Raw genomic sequence first — 18,129 nt, 5'->3', positions numbered from 1 at the left:
GCTGGAAACTGGCTGTGATAGTTTTTTTGCACAAAGGATGTTATCTGTTTCAAAGGTGGGACAGGTAGGGTCCTTTTTTGATTTAGTGGATTATTTTAATGGGAATATTTAGTGTTTTCAATGGGGGAGTTTTCTGATAAGATGAAGATTGAAAATTGTTGGAAAACGGTCATTGGGAGAGCTGCTGAGAGAGATTTTTTGATAGTGAGTTGAGATGGCTTTTGTGGAGAAAGGAAATAGATGTTATGAATAGTTATAAGCTGGATTTGGAGAAGTATGCTGTTTTGGCCAGGGAGGCTGTGGCTGAGGGGTGTGTGTTGCTGGAGAATGAGGGACAGGCGCTTCCGTTGAGAGATGGGGAGAGGGTTGCTGTTTTTGGACGTATGGCGTTTCATTATTATAAGAGTGGGCTTGGCTCTGGTGGTTTGGTGAATACGAGGTATGTCGTGGGGATTCTGGATGCTTTGAAGGAGTGTGAAGGGGTTTATCTGGATGAGAAGCTGATGGGGATTTATGAGGATTGGATTATGGAGAATCCTTATGATGAAGGGCAGGGCTGGGGACATGTGCCTTGGTGTCAGAAGGAGATGGATGTGACAGAGGAGATGCTTGACTGTGCGCGCAGGAATGATGTTTCTCTGGTTGTTATTGGCAGAACTGCGGGTGAGGATCAGGATAACAATGCGAAGGCTGGCAGTTATTGTTTGACGGAGACGGAGGAGGATATGATCCGCCGTGTCTGTGAGGTTAGTGAGCGTACGGTTGTTGTGCTTAATGTTGGTAATATTATTGATATGAGCTGGGTGGAGAAGTATCGTCCGCAGGCTGTTCTGTATGTATGGCAGGGTGGCCAGGAAGGTGGAAATGGTGTTGCTGATGTGCTGACTGGTAATGTTTGTGCGTGTGGTAAGCTGACGGATACGATTGCTGCTGATATTAAGGATTATCCGTCTACTGAGAATTTCGGGGATCCGTTTAAGAATTATTATAAGGAAGATATTTATGTCGGATATCGTTATTTTGAGACGTTTGCGAGGGATAAGGTGCTTTATCCGTTTGGATATGGGTTGTCTTATACGACTTTTGAGATGAAGGCGGAGGTTCTTAAGAATGCCGGGGATGAGATTACGGTGTCTGCAACAGTTGCCAATACCGGTGAGTTAAAGGGGAAAGAGGTTGTTCAGGTTTATGTGAAGGTTCCGCAGGGGAAACTTGGAAATCCGGCGAGAAAGCTGATTGGTTTTGCAAAGACGAAGGAGCTGGAGCCTGGAGAGCAGGAAAAGGTTTGTATTGTTATTCCGAAGTATGATATGGCTTCTTATGATGACAGTGGTGTGACCGGACATAAGTCTTGTTATGTTCTGGAAGAGGGAATTTATGAGATTTTTGTCGGCAGTGATGTGAGAAGTGCGGTGTCTGTCGGATGTTATGAGGAAGAGTTCCGGGTGATTGAGGAGCTTGAGGAGGCTTATGCGCCGGTTGAGAAGTTTCAGAGGATGAAGGCTGTTTTGTCGCCGGATGGGACTTATCAGGCAGTGACTGAGGATGTGCCGGTCCGTACGATTGATCCTCAGGAGCGTAGGGCGAATGAGATACCGGAAACTTATGTCTATACAGGCGATAAGGGATATAAGCTGGTAGATGTGCTGGATAAGAAGGTTTCCATGGAGGAGTTTGTGGCGCAGATCAGTGAGGAAGACCTGATTGCGATGTTCCGTGGTGAGGGTATGTGCAGCCCGAAGGTTACTGCGGGAACGGCGGCAGCTTTTGGTGGTGTGACTGATTCTCTGAATGCGCTTGGAATTCCGGTTGGCTGTTGTTCGGATGGTCCGTCTGGTATCCGTATGGATTGCGGTACGAAGGCGTTTTCTCTGCCGAATGGAACTTCTCTTGGCTGTACTTTTAATGTGGAGCTTGTGGGTGCATTGTATGAGATGACTGGTAAGGAGCTTCGTCTGAATAAGATTGATTCCCTTCTTGGACCGGGTATGAATATTCACAGAAATCCGTTGAACGGACGTAATTTTGAGTATATTTCTGAGGATCCGATTCTTACAGGCAGGATTTGTGCAGCTCAGGTGAAGGCTATGGCGAAGTCTGGTATTGGAAGTACAATCAAGCATTTCTGTGGTAATAATCAGGAAGTTGGAAGAAGTACTTCGGACTCTGTGATCTCTGAGAGAGCTTTGCGTGAGATTTATCTGAAAGGTTTTGAGATTGCGGTAAAAGAGGGTGGTGCACGTTCTGTAATGACTACTTATGGAAGTGTAAATGGGCTCTGGACTGCAGGTAGCTATGATCTGTGTACAACCATTCTGAGAAAAGAGTGGGGATTTCAGGGTATTGTCATGACTGACTGGTGGGCGAAGTCCAATTATGAGGGTCATCAGGCAGAGGTAACTGCGAAAGCTCCTATGGTAGCTGCCCAGAATGATATTTATATGGTAGTGAGTGATGCGAAGTCCAATCCGGAGAATGACGATGTGGAGGAAATGCTTCATGCAGGAAAAATTACTGTGGGAGAATTGCAGAGGAATGCAGCCAATATCCTGGGATTTCTGTTAAAAAGTCCTTCTGTTTTATTGTTGACAGACAGAATATGTAAAGAAGAACTGGAGGCTATGAATACAAAGGAAGAGGACGATGTGGATGCCGGAAGTCTGGTAAGTATTGAAAGTGATTCGGTGACACAGAAAATTGTAATTGACGGTGCATTATTACATCCTGCAAAGGGAAAGGCAGATGTGATTGCTATGACTAACGAGTTCATGGGTGATTTCACAATGAAGTTTACTTTGAAATCTGATCTTAGTGAGCTGGCTCAGCTTCCAGTTTCTGTATTTTTGGATAATATTCATAAGATGACTGTTTCAGTACATGGAACCAATGGAAAATGGGTAGAAGAAAGCCGCATCCTGAATATGGGATTTGGTCATAATCACTATATCAAATTTTATTATGGTGCGGATAATCTTGAAATTAAAGAAATTGTGCTGATTCCGAATAGGTAAGACCAATTTTAGGAACGCTTGCAAAACTATATCCTTTATGGCATAATTATGAAAATACTCAGAACCTGCGAAAGATGAGTGATAATTGCTTTATAAAAGTGGTTATCTGTGGACTTTTTTAATGCGGAGCGGGCTGTTCAGAGGAAAAGTGTTACTGATGATTAGAACAGTGTTAAGAGTGATGAGGAAAAGATAATATGTCAGGTTTTACAAAGGAAATTATTGCAAAGACTTTTACAGAATTGCTGGATGAAAAGCCCATGTCTAAGATTACGGTGAAGGATATCGTGGAACGATGTGGTGTAAACAGAAATACTTTTTATTATCATTTTAAGGATATTCCGGATGTAGTGGAGTTTATTTTGAAAAAGAAGTGGGATGAGATTCTGGAACACCCACAGGACAGAGCCTCTATTCTGGAATGTATGGAAGAAATGGCAGATTTGGTGAGAAATAACAGAAAGGTTATGCTTAATGTTTACAGATCAGTGAAAAAAGATACGTTTCTTTTTTATATGAATGAGATTTCCAACTATATTATTATGGAATATTTTCGGAAAAATGCAGATCAGTTTGATCTTGATGAGGGAGAAATCCGGATTCTGATTCAATATTATAAGTGTCTGTTTATGGGATTTCTGATGGAGTGGCTGGATAATAATCTGAAATCTGATTTTGGAGAAGAAATGCGTCAGGCTTCCCGGCTTTTTGAAAAGCACCCGGGGCTACATGCGGTATTGAACAGATCAGAATAGAGTGAAAATACCTGTTGTTCCTGATATTTATTATAGCAATTCTCTTAAATGTATTATCTGAGAGAAGCGTTATAGGTAATTCCTTTAATTTTCATATTATACAAAATTAAGCTTATGTCTGTTTTTTGGACATGGGCTTTTTTTTGTCTATTTATTGTTAAAAAAATCACAGCTATAATAGCAGCCATAAAGAGATGAAAACAAGAGCCTGACAGTCACAGGTTCGGGTATATTTCAGAAGGGAGGAGCAATAGGATGGATGCACTGAAGCAGTTAAAATTAGCCAAGAATGGTTATATTATTATGTCTGTATTATTTATGATTCTGGGTGTCTGTCTGATTATCTGGCCGGATTGTTCGATGGCAGTTTTCTGTACAGCAGTAGGGATTATGCTTATTGTATACGGATTGATAAAGATTCTGGGATATTTTTCCAGAGATATCTATTGTCTGGCATTTCAGTTTGATCTTGCCTTTGGAGTGCTGCTGGCAGCAGTAGGAATTATTATTATAGTACGCAGGAACGTAGTGGTGAATCTGATCTTTGGAATCTTTGGACTTCTGATCCTTGCGGATGCATTATTTAAAATTCAGATGTCGATAGATGCAAAGAAATTCGGGCTGAATCTCTGGTGGAGGATTCTCCTGGTAGCGATTCTCACCGGTGTTCTGGGATTTTTACTTTTGATAAGGCCGTTTGAGGCAGCAGAGATTATGATGATCCTGGTTGGTGTTTCGGTTCTGTTTGAGGGAATTCTGAATCTTTGTGTGGCGATTTACACTGTAAAAATTATTAAAAACCAGAAACAGGATATCATAGATATGGATGAATATTGATAAAATAATAAAAATATACCTGATATACAGGTGTTTATATATATATATCACATCACAACAAGGAGGAGCGATCACATGAAATTAATGGACAAAGCAAAACAGGCTGCACTTGCAGCAGCAGTTAAAACAGGTCTGGGATATCTGGAAAAGGACCCGGAAGTAAATATACCGAAACTGATGGAACTTGTAGATAAATTTGTACCGGATGGCTGGTATGAGTCACAGAGAAATGCAATCCGTAATGCGATTCAGGATAAGGACAGCAACTGGTATAAACTGATCCTGAGGATTTATGAGCTGGATCCGGGAGTACGTGAAGCATTCTTTACAAACTTTATTATCAATGCCAGCTTAAAGGGAAGTGCACTTCAGGAAGAAACAGCAGAAGAGAACAACTGTAATGTTCCATGGGCAATCCTTCTTGATCCTACAAGTGCCTGTAATCTGCACTGCACAGGATGCTGGGCAGCAGAGTATGGTCACAAACTGAATCTTGATTTTGACACCATCTGTTCTATTGTAGAGCAGGGCAGAAAAATGGGAACTTATATGTACATATATACAGGTGGTGAACCGCTGGTACGTAAGAAAGACCTGATGCGTATCTGCGAGAAATATCCGGACTGCGAGTTCCTTTCTTTTACAAATGGTACACTGATCGACGAAGAGTTCTGCCAGGAAATGCTTCGTGTTAAGAACTTTGTTCCGGCGATCAGCCTGGAAGGTTCTGAGGAAGCAAACGACGGACGCCGTGGAGAAGGTGTATATCAGAAAGTTATGCATGCAATGGAACTTCTGAAAGCTCATAAACTTCCGTTTGGTGTATCTACCTGTTATACTTCTGCAAATGTGGACAGTGTAAGCAGCGAGGAATTTTTCGATCACATTATTGACTGTGGTGCATTATTTGTATGGTTTTTCCATTATATGCCGACAGGTAATGACGCTGTAGTAGAATTAATGCCGAATCCACAGCAGCGTGAGAAGATGTATCACAAGATCAGAGAGTACCGTTCTACAAAAGCTATTTTTGGAATGGATTTCCAGAATGATGCGCAGTATGTAGGAGGATGTATTGCAGGAGGAAGACGTTACCTTCATATCAATGCGAATGGTGATGTAGACCCATGTGTATTTATCCATTATTCCAATGCAAATATTTATGAAAATACTCTGCTGGAAGCATTGAAGAGTCCGATCTTCATGGCATATCATGACGGTCAGCCGTTTAATGAAAATATGCTTCGTCCATGCCCGATGCTTGAGAATCCGCAGAAGCTTCGTAAGATGGTTGAAGAATCCGGTGCGAAGTCTACAGATTTGCAGTCTCCGGAGTCTGTGGAGCATCTTTGTGCGAAATGTGATGCTTATGCAGAACATTGGGCACCGAAAGCAGAGGAATTATTTCCTGTAAAAAATAAGTAACTTAATAATAAGAAAAAATATTAACTCAAAATTTAGCCAAAGTTATCAGAGAAAGTTCCCTGTCCGGTCATCCCCTGTCCGGATGGGGAACTTTCTCGTCTTTGAAAGGGGACGCGCGAAGCCGCATCTCTCTTCGGGTTCAGTTCCGGGGGATAAGTAACTCTAAGGCTGGGAAAATCTGCTAAGGGCATGAAGCATTTAAAAAATAACTTGCCTGAGTGTGCGACATGTATTAAAGTTATGGTGTTAACCTGTATGATGGATATGTAGAAGTTCTCGTAAATAATGTATTTAAGAGGATGGCTGTAGATTTTTTAGTATGAGAGAGTGGTAGGGATGTTAAAAACTTTTTTAGTAGAGGATGAAGTTGTGATCAGGGAGATGATTAAGAAGATGATTCCCTGGGAGCAGTATGGATTTGAACTGGCAGGAGAAGCATCTGATGGGGAGATGGCACTGCCGTTGATATTAAAGAGCAAACCGGATCTTCTGATCACTGATATTAAGATGCCGTTTATGGATGGTCTGACATTATGTAAATTGGTGAAGAAGGAGTTGCCGGACATTAAGATTGTGATTCTTAGTGGCTATGATGACTTTAACTATGCGAAGCAGGCGATCAATATTGGTGTGGAGGATTATCTGCTGAAACCAATTACTAAGAATGCATTTATTGAGCGTTTGGAGGAGATTCATAATCGTTATGAACATGAGAAGACGCAGAAGGAATATTATGAGAAATTCAAACTGGAGATGCAGGAGTATGAGAGGAATGCGAGCCGTGATTTCTTTGAATCTCTGGTGAGAGCGGACTTTGATCTGGAAGAGATTTATCGGAGAGCAGATCGTTTGAATCTGGATATTGTGGCAGAGGCTTATAATATTCTGATTTTTACACCGGATGCTTCAGACAGCAGTTATAATTCGTCGGAAGGATATTCAGACTGGGAGGCAGAAGTACATAAGAAGATTGAGAATTATTTCCTCAGTCATCCGGTTGCGATGCTTTTCAGACATCAGGTGTTCAGTTATGCGATTCTGGTCAAGGGGCAGCGAGACACGATAAAGAAGAACACATGCGAATGTGTGGAAACAATTCAGAAGATCATGGAAGAAACCAGAGCAAATGTGGACTGGTTTGTGGCAGTCGGCGAGGAGGCAGACCGTCTGAGCAGAATTAAGCAGAGTTATCACACGGCTGCAAGAACTTATGCATTCCGTTATCTGTATGACGGGCATATTCTTTATTACAATATGCTTGAGCAGGTAAAGGAGAATTCAGCAGACACTTCAAAAACAGAAGCTGTTCAGCTTAAGAATGTGAATATCAATGCCCTGAATCCGGAAATCCTTCAGAAATTTTTAAGCAGTGGTCTGGAAGATGAAGTAGACAGTTTTGTCCATGATTATTTCCATGCTATTGGCAGGGAACCGATGAAATCACTGGTGTTCCGTAATTATGTGGTTTTGAATGTGCGTTTTTCTGTACTGTCATTTCTTAAGAAAATTGGATATGATGATACGGAATTGTCCAGAGAAGAGACAGATGATGTTGTGAAGAAGACAAGCCAGTCTACAGAAGCTTCTGTTGCATATGCAGAGGAAGTCTTGAAACGGGCCATTGCAATCCGTGATGAAAATGCAGGCAGTCAGAACAGAAGTGTGTTGAAGCAGGCAATAGATTTTATAGATGGACATTATATGGATGAAGAGATTTCTCTGAATAGAGTGGCGCATGCGGCGAATGTGAGTGCCAATCATTTCAGTGCGCTTTTCAGTCAGAATATGGGACAGACATTTATTGAGTATCTGACTTCGCTTCGCATGGACAAGGCAAAGGAGCTGCTTCGCTGTACTTCCAAACGTTCCAGTGAGATTGCAGGGGAAGTGGGATATAAGGATGCGCATTACTTCAGCTATCTTTTTAAGAAAACTCAGGGAATGACTCCGAGTGAGTATCGTAAGACGAGAGGAGAAGTCTGATTCATGAAGCAGAAACAGGAGAAGCTGGAAACAAAGATGAAGTGGATGCTTCTGAGCACTATGATCCCTATGACAATTCTGATCATAGTGCTTCTTGTTTTTTTCTGGCATTATACAAATGAATATAATCAGTTGTCTAATAATCTGGCGGTGAGTTCGGAATATAATGCAAACTATAGAAATTCCAATAATGATATGAGCTTTAAAGATGAAGTGGATATGGATATCTATTATGTGACTATCGGGCGAAAAGGTAAGGACGGGCTGCCGACAGAGCAGGTAGACAAGGCAATCAGTACTGTGGAGAGTCTGAAGAAAACCACATCAAAGAAGGAAAGCCTGCGTTCTCTGAAATATCTGACTAACTATCTGGAGAATCTTAAAAAACGGATGAATCAGCTTCTTGAGATAAAGAATTATCAGGAACGACAGGAATTTGTGGCAAATAATACAGAAATCCTGACCACGCTCTTTGAGAAAGAAATGCAGAATTATATTTATCAGGAGGCGACGGAACTGGTGCAGATAGAGTCTCAACTGGCTGGAAATGTACGTCTGACGATCATCACTATGTGTGCGGCGATTTTGGTTGCTACGGCTATTCTGTTGCGGCGTTCTTTCCGTCTGACATACAGTATTACCAAACCGATTTCTGAAATTCTCCATAATATTAAGAAGGTTGGAAAAGGAGAGTACAAAACTATTAATGCAGTATCTGCCGACAGTGTTGAAATCCAGGAGCTTGATGCCGGTACCAGAAAGATGGCAGGAAGGATTGAAGGGCTTCTTGAGAATGTGCGTAAGGAGCAGGAGGTACAGCATATGACGGAGCTGCAGCTGATCCAGGCACAGGTAAATCCGCATTTTCTGTATAATACACTGGACACTATTGTGTGGCTGGTGGAGGGTGGTATGCAGCAGGATGCAGTGGATATGATCACAAGTCTGTCTGTTTTTTTCCGCACTTCGCTTTCGAAGGGGAAGGATATCATTCCGCTGTCGGAAGAGAAACGCCACACATTGAGTTATCTGGAGATTCAGCAGTCAAGATACAGGGATATTATGGAATTTGAGATTAATATTCCGCCGGAACTGGATGAAGTGATGGTGCCGAAGCTTACTCTGCAGCCGTTAGCGGAGAATGCTCTTTATCATGGAATTAAGAATAAGCGTGGAAAAGGTAAGATTCTTATTGAAGGATTCAATCTGGGAGATGATATGATGCTGAGAGTGACTGACAATGGTCAGGGAATGACACCGGAACGTCTTTATGAAGTACAGGAAGCCATCCGCACCGGTGAACGTGCCGGGTTCGGACTTGCTGCGGTGTCAGAGAGAATTGTACTTTATTATGGTCCGGGTTATGGACTGAAGATTTCTTCTACAGAGGGAGAAGGTACGGTTATGGAAGTGTATATGGCGAAAAAAATTAACCTGGATAACAATTCAAGAACAGTTTTATGGCCTGCTGATAGAGACTTACGAAGGTCTGCCAAATAATGGAATGTATGAATTATGTCGACTAATGCTGAATTGTGCAAAGTGAATATAAAAGAAAGTTGATAATTTATTTCTGTATTTATAATGCACAATAAAAAATCCAACTTCCGCAATAAAAAAATAAACTTTGTATAAATTATGAACAAAATATGATAGAAGAATAAACTTTTTGCGGAAAATATTCTATGGAATTTTCCTGGATTTTTACTATAATAAAGACATCTTAAATGAATCGGGAGGATTTACAAAATGAAGAAAAAAATCGTGTCAGCTTTATTAACAGCAACAATGGTATGCGGTATGAGCGTTGTTCCGGCAGTGGGTGTAGCAGCAGCGGACGACACAATCACAGTTGGTTTCTCACAGGTAGGTGCTGAATCTGACTGGCGTACAGCTAATACAGAATCCATGAAATCCACATTCAGCGAAGAGAACGGATATGAATTAATCTTCGACGATGCACAGCAGAAACAGGAAAACCAGTTAACAGCAATCCGTAACTTCATCCAGCAGGAAGTTGATTACATTCTTTTAGCTCCTGTAACAGAGACAGGTTGGGATACAGTTCTTCAGGAAGCTAAAGATGCTGATATTCCTGTAATCATCGTAGACCGTATGGTTGATGTATCTGATGACAGCTTATATACAACATGGATCGGAACTGACTCCTTACTCGAAGGAAGAAAAGCAGCTGAATGGCTGAATGCATACACAACAGCTAAGGGAATCGATGCAAAAGATGTTAACATCGTTGATATCCAGGGTACAATCGGATCTACAGCTCAGATTGGACGTTCTAAAGGCCTTGAAGAAGGTGTTGACAACTATGGATGGAACTTACTTGCTCAGCAGTCCGGTGAATTCACACAGGCTAAAGGACAGGAAGTTATGGAGTCCATGCTGAAACAGTATGACAATATTAATGTTGTATACTGCGAGAACGATAACGAAGCATTCGGTGCTATCGATGCTATCGAAGCAGCTGGTAAAACAGTAGGATCTGATATCGCAAACGGTGAAATCATGGTTATGTCTTTTGATACAACAAATGCTGGTTTAACAGATACATTAGCCGGCAAGATCGCATGCGATGTTGAGTGTAACCCATTACACGGACCACGTGCAGAAGAACTGATCAAAGCTCTTGAAGCTGGTGAAGAAGTTGAAAAACTGAACTATGTAGATGAAGAAATCTTTGCTACAGATGATACAGTTGATAAAGTTAAAGCTGTAAACAGTCTTGATGAAGAGGGCGAATATGACGTAACACCTATCACACAGGAAATTATTGACGGACGTGCATACTAATTTTTGACAACATATAATAGACGTGTAATAGAAGAAATATAAACAATCCGGAGCGTGGTTCATAATTCGGAGAAACCCGGATTTATGAATCACGCTCTCTTTATGCCGAAATGATTTACAGATACCCGCTTTACTGAAGCTTTTCAGTAAATGAGGGGTAAACCAGTTTAGAAAGCAGGTGGAAAGAATATGGAACAAAATGTAGTATTGGAAATGCGTGATATCAGCAAAAACTTTACAGGAGTCCGTGCCCTTTCCCATGTGGACTTTACCCTTCGAAAGGGCGAAATCCACGCACTGATGGGGGAGAATGGTGCAGGTAAATCAACACTGATTAAGGTGCTGACCGGTGTACATGAATTTGAAAGTGGAACAATTCATATGGCTGGAAACAGTAATGCCATTATTAACCACTCGCCTCAGGAAGCGCAGGCAAATGGTATCAGTACAGTATATCAGGAGGTAAACCTTTGTCCCAACCTGACTGTAGCTGAGAACCTTTTTATTGGCAGAGAACCGAGAAAGATGGGAATGATTGATTGGAAGCAGATGAATGAGCGCTCAGGAAAACTTCTTGAGAGCCTGGACATTCATGTGCCGCCAACACAGATGCTGGATGAATGTTCTATTGCGATTCAGCAGATGATCGCAATTGCCCGTGCAGTGGACATGAAGTGCCAGGTACTGATTCTCGATGAACCGACATCTTCACTGGATGATGATGAAGTTGAAAAGCTGTTTGTACTTATGAGAAGACTTCGTGACGAAGGTGTAGGTATTATCTTTGTTACGCATTTCCTTGAGCAGGTATATGCAGTCTGCGACAGGATTACAGTTCTTCGTAATGGTGAACTTGTTGGGGAATATGAGACGAAAGATCTTCCGAGAGTAATGTTGGTTGCCAAGATGATGGGTAAGGATTTTGATGATCTTGCAGATATTAAAGGCGATCATAAAGACAAGAGAAGCACAGATGCAGAACCTGTAATCGAAGCAAAAGGGTTATCTCATAAGGGAACGATCAAACCGTTTGATATTACCATCAATAAAGGTGAGGTTATTGGTCTTACCGGACTTCTGGGTTCCGGACGTTCTGAATTGGTTCGTGCAATTTATGGGGCGGATAAAGCTGATACAGGAACTTTAAAAGTAAAGGGAAAAGAAGTAAAGATCAATACTCCGCTGGATGCCATGAAACTTGGTATGGCATATCTTCCGGAAGACAGAAAGGCAGAAGGTATTATTGCAGATCTTTCTGTAAGAGAAAATATTATTATAGCGCTCCAGGCTAAACGCGGTATGTTCCATCCATTAAGCAAGAAAGAAATGGAGGATGCTGCTGATAAGTATATTAAATTACTGCAGATTAAGACAGCAAGTCGTGAAACCCCGATTAAGAGTCTGTCCGGTGGTAACCAGCAGAAGGTTATCCTTGGAAGATGGCTTCTGACTAATCCGGATTATCTGATTCTGGATGAGCCGACCAGAGGTATTGATATCGGTACTAAGACAGAGATTCAGAAACTGGTTCTTGATCTTGCGGATCAGGGAATGGCAGTTACATTTATCTCCTCAGAGGTTGAGGAAATGCTCCGCACCTGCTCCCGTATGGCAGTTCTTCGTGATGGCCAGAAGGTAGGGGAGCTGGAAGAGGATGAACTTTCCCAGAGCGGAGTTATGAAAGCTATTGCCGGAGGTGACGATAAATAATGAATAAGAGTAAATTAAAGAAAATAACAAGTGCACGTCTGTTTCTTCCTATTGTGTGTCTGATCGCAGTACTTTTGCTGAATGTGATCAGAACACCGGATTTCTTTAATGTATCAATCCGAAACGGTGTACTCTATGGTTACATTGTTGATGTTATTAACCGTGCTTCAGAGTTGGTTATCCTTGCAATCGGTATGACACTGGTAACAGCAGCTTCCGGTGGACAGGATATCAGTGTTGGTGCGATCATGGCAGTTGCAGCGGCTGTCTGCTGTCAGATTCTTTCCGGCGGACAGGTTTCTGTAAATGATTACCAGAATCCTGTGATCCTGGCTGTTATCGCAGCACTTCTTGCATCTGCATTATGTGGTGCATTTAATGGATTTCTGGTTTCCAAGCTGAATATTCAGCCAATGGTTGCAACTCTGATCCTTTACACAGCCGGTCGTGGTATTGCTCAGCTGATCACAAACGGACAGATTACTTATATTCGTGTGGATTCCTTTAAGATGGCTGGTGGATATATTGGAAAATGCCCGATTCCTACACCTATTTTCTTTGCGATCATTACAGTTGTTATTGTGTACCTGATTTTGAAGAAGACTGCTCTTGGGCTTTACATTGAAAGTGTTGGTATCAATGGAAAGGCAGCTCGTCTTGTGGGATTAAATTCTACGATGATTAAATTCCTTACCTATGTTATCTGTGGTGTACTGGCTGGTATTGCCGGTATTGTGGCATCCAGCCGTATCTACTCTGCAGATGCAAACAACATTGGTCTTAACCTGGAAATGGATGCCATCCTTGCAGTTGCGCTTGGCGGAAACTTCCTTGGTGGTGGTAAATTCAGCCTGATCGGTTCCGTAATCGGTGCCTACACTATTCAGGCTCTGACCACAACACTCTATGCGATGAACGTAAAAGCAGACCAGCTTCCTGTTTATAAGGCAATCGTAGTTGTTATCATCGTTACACTGCAGAGTGATGTATTTAAGAAATATATTGCCAACTTAAAGGCTAAAAGAAGTGTGGCAGCAGAAGGAGGTCAGAAGTAATGAAAGCAAATGTACAGAAAAAGAAAATAACGGGAAATGGCTTCCTGCTTCTGATCACAATCGCATTATTTGTAGTAATGTATGTTGCAGGTATGATTGTTTTTGCTGATAAAGGTTTTGCAAAACCTCAGATGTTTCTGAATCTGTTTGTATCTAATGCGGGTCTTCTGGTTATTGCGTGTGGTCTTACAATCGTTATGATCACCGGTGGTATTGATATTTCCGTAGGTTCTGTTACTGCACTTGTATGTATGGTTCTTGCAGACCTTATGGAGAACAAAGGTGTGAACGCATATGCAGCAGTTTTAGTTGCACTGCTTATTGGTGTTGCTTTTGGTGTTGTTCAGGGATTCCTGGTAGCTTATCTGGATATCCAGCCATTCATCGTTACTCTGGCAGGTATGTTCTTCGGACGTGGTCTGACAGCTATCATCAGTACTGATATGATTTCTATCAAGAATGAGTTATTCCTGAAATGGGCAAATTATCGTTTCTATATGCCTTTTGGTTCAACCAGTAAGAAGGGTAAATTTATTCCGGCTTATATTCCGCCGACAGTTTTGATTGCTCTGATTGTTGTAATTCTGATCGCGGTTCTTCTGAAATATCGTAAGTTTGGACGTAAGCTTTATGCGATCGGCGGTAGCCGTCAGAGTGCATTAATGATGGGTCTGAATGTTAAGAAAACTATTTTTAATGCTTATGTTCTGGATGGTTTTCTTGCAGGCCTTGGTGGCTTCCTGTTCTGTTTGAACAGTTGTGCAGGTTTCGTTGAGCAGGCAAAGGGTCTTGAGATGGATGCAATTTCATCAGCGGTTATTGGTGGTACGCTTCTTTCAGGTGGTGTTGGTACTCCGATTGGTACTTTGTTTGGTGTGTTGATTAAGGGTACGATTTCCAGTTTGATTACTACTCAGGGTACTTTGTCAAGCTGGTGGACAAGAATTATTCTTTCTGCGTTGCTTTGTTTCTTTATTGTTATTCAGTCTGTTGTGGCTTCTATGAAGAAGAAAGCGAAATAAGTGATTATTAAAACAAGCTGAGGCTCGGGAGGGCTTTGGCTTGTTTTTTGCTTTTTGCAGAGGAACGCGCGAAACAGCATCTCTCTGTGGGTCCAGTTCCGGGGTCTAAGTAACTCTAAGGTGGAGAAAATTCGCTAAAAGCATGAAGAAAAACGCAAAACTCGCTCCGTCTCCGACTTCGCTCAGACAGGTTGCTGTTTTTCTTCATAACGCGGATTTTCTCCGCCTAAGAGTTACTAAGCCCCCTCCAGATTCACCCACAGAGAGATGCTGCTTCGCGCTGGGAATTGGCTGTGGAAAGTGAGAATTGTATTTTATACATAATTTAAATAGTGACTGTTTTATCTATGCGATTAAAATAAGCAATAGCGAAGCGTATTGCGTTTTTATAAAAGTTTCACTATGAATTACCAGCGCAGAAAATATTATAGTTCAGGTGCATTTGCAGGGGTCTTAGATATTCTTAGTCTGAAAAAATCTGCGTTATGAGCCGGCTGCATCACGTGTCTGAGCGAAGTTTGCAACGGAGCGAGTTTGACAAGCCGGCTCATGCTTTTAGCAGATTTTTTCAGACTTAGAAGATCTTAGACCCCGAAACCGCACCTGAACTATAATATTTTCTGCGCGTCCCATTTAACTATAACATTCACACTTCCAAAACATTAAATATTCCTAAATACGTTTTTGTTAATGGTAGTGCTTTAGCTGTTTATAACTGCGAATTATGATGGTTTGCTTGATATTGAGGGGATTTTACTCTATACTTTAGGCAGTAGAAATATATGGATAGAAAAATGTTGCGGAATATATGACTGGCAATGTTAGGAGTGGTTTTATTGCTTTACTAATTGCTGATTATATAGTACAATCGTAACTTATTATGCGTTTATTTTAGGAGGAGTATTATACAATGTGGATTGCAGATGGATGGAAAGATTATGAGGTTATTGATACTTCCTGTGGGGAGAAGCTGGAGCGTTGGGGGGATTATCTTCTGGTGAGGCCGGATCCGCAGGTTATATGGGATACGCCGAAGGTGAATAAGGGCTGGAAGCATATGAACGGGCATTATCACAGAAGTAAGAAGGGCGGCGGTGAATGGGAGTTTTTTGATCTGCCGGAGCAGTGGGATATTCATTATAAGGGACTTACCTTTAATTTGAAACCATTTAGTTTTAAGCATACCGGGCTTTTTCCGGAGCAGGCTGTGAATTGGGACTGGTTTGGCAATAAGATCCGCAATGCGGGACGTCCGGTGAAGGTGTTGAATCTTTTTGCATATACAGGTGGTGCGACTCTGGCGGCAGCGGCTGCGGGAGCTTCTGTTACTCATGTGGATGCTTCTAAGGGTATGGTTACCTGGGCAAAGGAGAATGCGGTTGCTTCCGGTCTGGGAGATGCTCCGATCCGCTGGCTGGTGGATGACTGTGTGAAGTTTGTTGAGCGTGAGATTCGCAGAGGGAATCATTATGATGCGATCATTATGGATCCGCCTTCTTATGGACGTGGACCGAAGGGGGAGATCTGGAAGATTGAGGATTGTATCCATGACCTGATTAAGCTGTGTACAAAGATTCTCAGCGATGAGCCTTTGTTTTTCCTGATAAATTCTTATACAACAGGTCTGGCACCGGCAGTTCTTACTTATATGTTGTCTACTGAATTGAAAAAGTTCGGCGGGCATGTGGACTCTCAGGAGATCGGGCTTCCGGTAAGCTCTAACGGACTGGTTCTTCCATGTGGTGCTTCTGGAAGATGGGAGGCGTAGAAAAGTTTCCTTTTGTTTGTCATTGACGGAAAACTGCTTTTTAGCCGAATCAGTTAAGTCTCCTGCAGAGATTGTGAAAAGTAATTTCACATGAGTTCAATTTGAACTGTTTGGCGAGATGGGAGGAAACGTGATTATGAAGGAACTTAATTTAAAACATGAAGCCAAGCGTTACGGCTGTGCGGTTCTGGCTGCAACGATCATGGCGTTGAATATTAAAACATTTGTTCGTGCAGGTGGTCTTTTTCCGGGAGGATTTACAGGACTTACTCTGCTGCTCCAGAATATTTTTCAGACATTTATGGGGATTGCAGTTCCGTATACGCTGATCAATGTACTACTGAACTCTATTCCTGTATTTATTGGTCTGAAGTTTATTGGAAAGAAATTTACCATAAGTTCTGTCTGTGTGATCGTGCTTTCCGGTCTGCTTACGGATATAATTCCCAGTCAGCCGATTACTTATGACACGTTGTTGATCAGTATCTTTGGTGGTCTGATCAATGGCTTCTGCATCAGTCTATGTCTGATCGGTAATACCAGTACAGGTGGAACGGACTTTATTGCGATTTATTTTTCCGAGAAAAATGGCAGGGATATCTGGAATTATATCCTGTGTGGAAATGCAGTGATCCTGACTGTGGCAGGTTTACTTTTTGGATGGGACAGGGCACTTTACTCTATTATCTTTCAGTTTACCTCTACTCAGGTGATTCAGATGCTGCATCAGAGATATAAGAAGCATACGCTGTTTATTATCACGAAGGAGCCGTATCAGATTTATGAGGAGATTTTCAAACTTACCAATCATACGGCGACACGTTTTGAAGGTACTGGATGTTACACAGACGAGAAGACCAGTATGATCTATTCTGTAGTCTCTACAGAAGAAGCGAAATATCTGGTAAAGAAGGTACATGAGATCGATCCGAAGGCTTTTGTAAATATTATCAAAACCGATTACATAAACGGAAGATTTTACCAGAAAACAGATTATTAATTACTTGTATTCCCTTTCTGTGAGCGTATAATACAGGATATAAGGAATCTGTTCGTTCATGGAGTTTGTGCTTAAAATTGGATGAACAGTAACCGGCACAAAAGGAGGGTGATATATATGGGTAATGCAACAGAAAGCACACTTCCTCACGGCAATACCTCAGGCTATGACCGCAAAGCCTGCAGGACATGCGCCTGTTCCACCTGTTATGAGCAGGAGTTCTGCGACAGATGCAGTTCCTGTCAGAATCAGTCACGGAAATTAGACAGGTGCAATGCTTACGAGGGGGCATATAACTATTAACCTCAACATATCCCTATCTGCTGCAAAATAATAAACAGTGGATGGGGATTTCTTTATAAAAAACAGTTATTATATTATAAGTATAAGCAATGTTTTTCTATAGCAAGCCTCTTAATCAATATGCATTATTTACGAGGGTTGCTATAAGTTTACAGATTCATAAGATGTATCTGATATAATAATTCTGTTACTTACTGATATAAACTTTCCGTAAGTTCTTTTGCTGATGAACTTTGCTATAGAATTTTTTTGGGGATGGCAGAATGTTGAATGGTTACAAAAGAACAATTATTTACAGGAGAAGAAAAAAATATGATCGTATATCACTATTGCAGTTTAGAATCATTGAATTCTATTTTGAAAAATCGTTCCCTCTATAGTGGTTCAGTTGTCAAGACAAAAATCTAAGCTTTTTATAATGAACTGATATATGTAACTGGGTAGGGGAGAAA

13 protein-coding genes are annotated in these 18,129 nt (G+C 41.5%); all 13 read left to right on the top strand.

The annotated features are described in order from the left end of the window. The first annotated feature begins 245 nt into the window (after positions 1–245). The 13 genes from I4V44_RS14615 to I4V44_RS14555 all read left to right on the top strand — a co-directional run bounded on the left by I4V44_RS14615 (position 246) and on the right by I4V44_RS14555 (position 17,677). Entirely contained in the window at positions 246–3,011 is a 2,766-nt protein-coding gene (locus I4V44_RS14615; RefSeq protein WP_196002879.1) for a glycoside hydrolase family 3 protein, read from the top strand. A gap of 197 nt (positions 3,012–3,208) precedes the next feature. After that, positions 3,209–3,766, top strand: coding sequence for a TetR/AcrR family transcriptional regulator C-terminal domain-containing protein (locus tag I4V44_RS14610; protein WP_196002878.1), 558 nt, complete (start codon positions 3,209–3,211; stop codon positions 3,764–3,766). Positions 3,767–4,021: 255 nt separating this feature from the next. Continuing rightward, a complete protein-coding gene (locus I4V44_RS14605; RefSeq protein ID WP_196002877.1) occupies positions 4,022–4,603 on the top strand; it encodes an HdeD family acid-resistance protein in 582 nt (193 codons plus the stop codon). A 75-nt stretch (positions 4,604–4,678) separates the two neighbouring features. Then, positions 4,679–6,028 (top strand): radical SAM protein, encoded by a 1,350-nt coding sequence (locus I4V44_RS14600; RefSeq protein ID WP_118585895.1) that lies wholly within the window; start codon positions 4,679–4,681, stop codon positions 6,026–6,028. 336 nt (positions 6,029–6,364) lie between these two features. Next, the gene (locus tag I4V44_RS14595; protein WP_196002876.1) at positions 6,365–8,011 is read left to right on the top strand and encodes a response regulator; all 1,647 of its coding nucleotides are present in this window, start codon (positions 6,365–6,367) and stop codon (positions 8,009–8,011) included. A 3-nt stretch (positions 8,012–8,014) separates the two neighbouring features. Next, a complete protein-coding gene (locus I4V44_RS14590) occupies positions 8,015–9,511 on the top strand; it encodes a sensor histidine kinase (protein ID WP_118568986.1) in 1,497 nt (498 codons plus the stop codon). Between the two features lie 249 nt (positions 9,512–9,760). After that, the gene (locus tag I4V44_RS14585; protein WP_008705032.1) at positions 9,761–10,819 is read left to right on the top strand and encodes an ABC transporter substrate-binding protein; all 1,059 of its coding nucleotides are present in this window, start codon (positions 9,761–9,763) and stop codon (positions 10,817–10,819) included. 189 nt (positions 10,820–11,008) lie between these two features. Next, complete coding sequence (locus I4V44_RS14580) at positions 11,009–12,529, top strand: sugar ABC transporter ATP-binding protein (protein ID WP_196002875.1); 1,521 nt, start codon at positions 11,009–11,011, stop codon at positions 12,527–12,529. Continuing rightward, positions 12,529–13,584: an ABC transporter permease gene (locus tag I4V44_RS14575; RefSeq protein WP_008705030.1), complete on the top strand. Its 1,056-nt coding sequence runs from the start codon at positions 12,529–12,531 to the stop codon at positions 13,582–13,584. The genes I4V44_RS14580 and I4V44_RS14575 overlap by 1 nt, the downstream gene beginning before the upstream one ends. After that, positions 13,584–14,606, top strand: a complete 1,023-nt coding sequence (locus I4V44_RS14570) for an ABC transporter permease subunit (protein ID WP_177961904.1) — start codon at positions 13,584–13,586, stop codon at positions 14,604–14,606. The genes I4V44_RS14575 and I4V44_RS14570 overlap by 1 nt, the downstream gene beginning before the upstream one ends. Positions 14,607–15,516: 910 nt before the next feature. Continuing rightward, positions 15,517–16,374: a class I SAM-dependent methyltransferase gene (locus I4V44_RS14565; RefSeq protein ID WP_008705027.1), complete on the top strand. Its 858-nt coding sequence runs from the start codon at positions 15,517–15,519 to the stop codon at positions 16,372–16,374. Between the two features lie 136 nt (positions 16,375–16,510). Then, entirely contained in the window at positions 16,511–17,374 is an 864-nt protein-coding gene (locus I4V44_RS14560) for a YitT family protein (protein WP_081017093.1), read from the top strand. Positions 17,375–17,491: 117 nt separating this feature from the next. Beyond that, on the top strand, positions 17,492–17,677 hold the full coding sequence (locus tag I4V44_RS14555; RefSeq protein ID WP_020993174.1) for a hypothetical protein: 186 nt from the start codon (positions 17,492–17,494) through the stop codon (positions 17,675–17,677). The last annotated feature ends 452 nt before the right edge of the window (positions 17,678–18,129 follow it).

It is taken from the genome of Blautia sp. 1001283B150304_161114_C9 (assembly GCF_015668165.1).
Classification (GTDB): domain Bacteria; phylum Bacillota; class Clostridia; order Lachnospirales; family Lachnospiraceae; genus Blautia_A; species Blautia_A wexlerae.
Note: the sequence above shows the minus strand (reverse complement) of the source record. Positions and strands in the feature narration are given on the sequence as shown.

Excerpts from the sequence above, each read along its gene's own strand:
- I4V44_RS14615 (WP_196002879.1), top strand. The coding sequence starts at position 246 with ATGAATAGTTATAAGCTGGATTTGGAGAAGTATGCTGTTTTGGCCAGG.
- I4V44_RS14610 (WP_196002878.1), top strand. The coding sequence starts at position 3,209 with ATGTCAGGTTTTACAAAGGAAATTATTGCAAAGACTTTTACAGAATTG.
- I4V44_RS14605 (WP_196002877.1), top strand. The coding sequence starts at position 4,022 with ATGGATGCACTGAAGCAGTTAAAATTAGCCAAGAATGGTTATATTATT.
- I4V44_RS14600 (WP_118585895.1), top strand. The coding sequence starts at position 4,679 with ATGAAATTAATGGACAAAGCAAAACAGGCTGCACTTGCAGCAGCAGTT.
- I4V44_RS14595 (WP_196002876.1), top strand. The coding sequence starts at position 6,365 with ATGTTAAAAACTTTTTTAGTAGAGGATGAAGTTGTGATCAGGGAGATG.
- I4V44_RS14590 (WP_118568986.1), top strand. The coding sequence starts at position 8,015 with ATGAAGCAGAAACAGGAGAAGCTGGAAACAAAGATGAAGTGGATGCTT.
- I4V44_RS14585 (WP_008705032.1), top strand. The coding sequence starts at position 9,761 with ATGAAGAAAAAAATCGTGTCAGCTTTATTAACAGCAACAATGGTATGC.
- I4V44_RS14580 (WP_196002875.1), top strand. The coding sequence starts at position 11,009 with ATGGAACAAAATGTAGTATTGGAAATGCGTGATATCAGCAAAAACTTT.
- I4V44_RS14575 (WP_008705030.1), top strand. The coding sequence starts at position 12,529 with ATGAATAAGAGTAAATTAAAGAAAATAACAAGTGCACGTCTGTTTCTT.
- I4V44_RS14570 (WP_177961904.1), top strand. The coding sequence starts at position 13,584 with ATGAAAGCAAATGTACAGAAAAAGAAAATAACGGGAAATGGCTTCCTG.
- I4V44_RS14565 (WP_008705027.1), top strand. The coding sequence starts at position 15,517 with ATGTGGATTGCAGATGGATGGAAAGATTATGAGGTTATTGATACTTCC.
- I4V44_RS14560 (WP_081017093.1), top strand. The coding sequence starts at position 16,511 with ATGAAGGAACTTAATTTAAAACATGAAGCCAAGCGTTACGGCTGTGCG.
- I4V44_RS14555 (WP_020993174.1), top strand. The coding sequence starts at position 17,492 with ATGGGTAATGCAACAGAAAGCACACTTCCTCACGGCAATACCTCAGGC.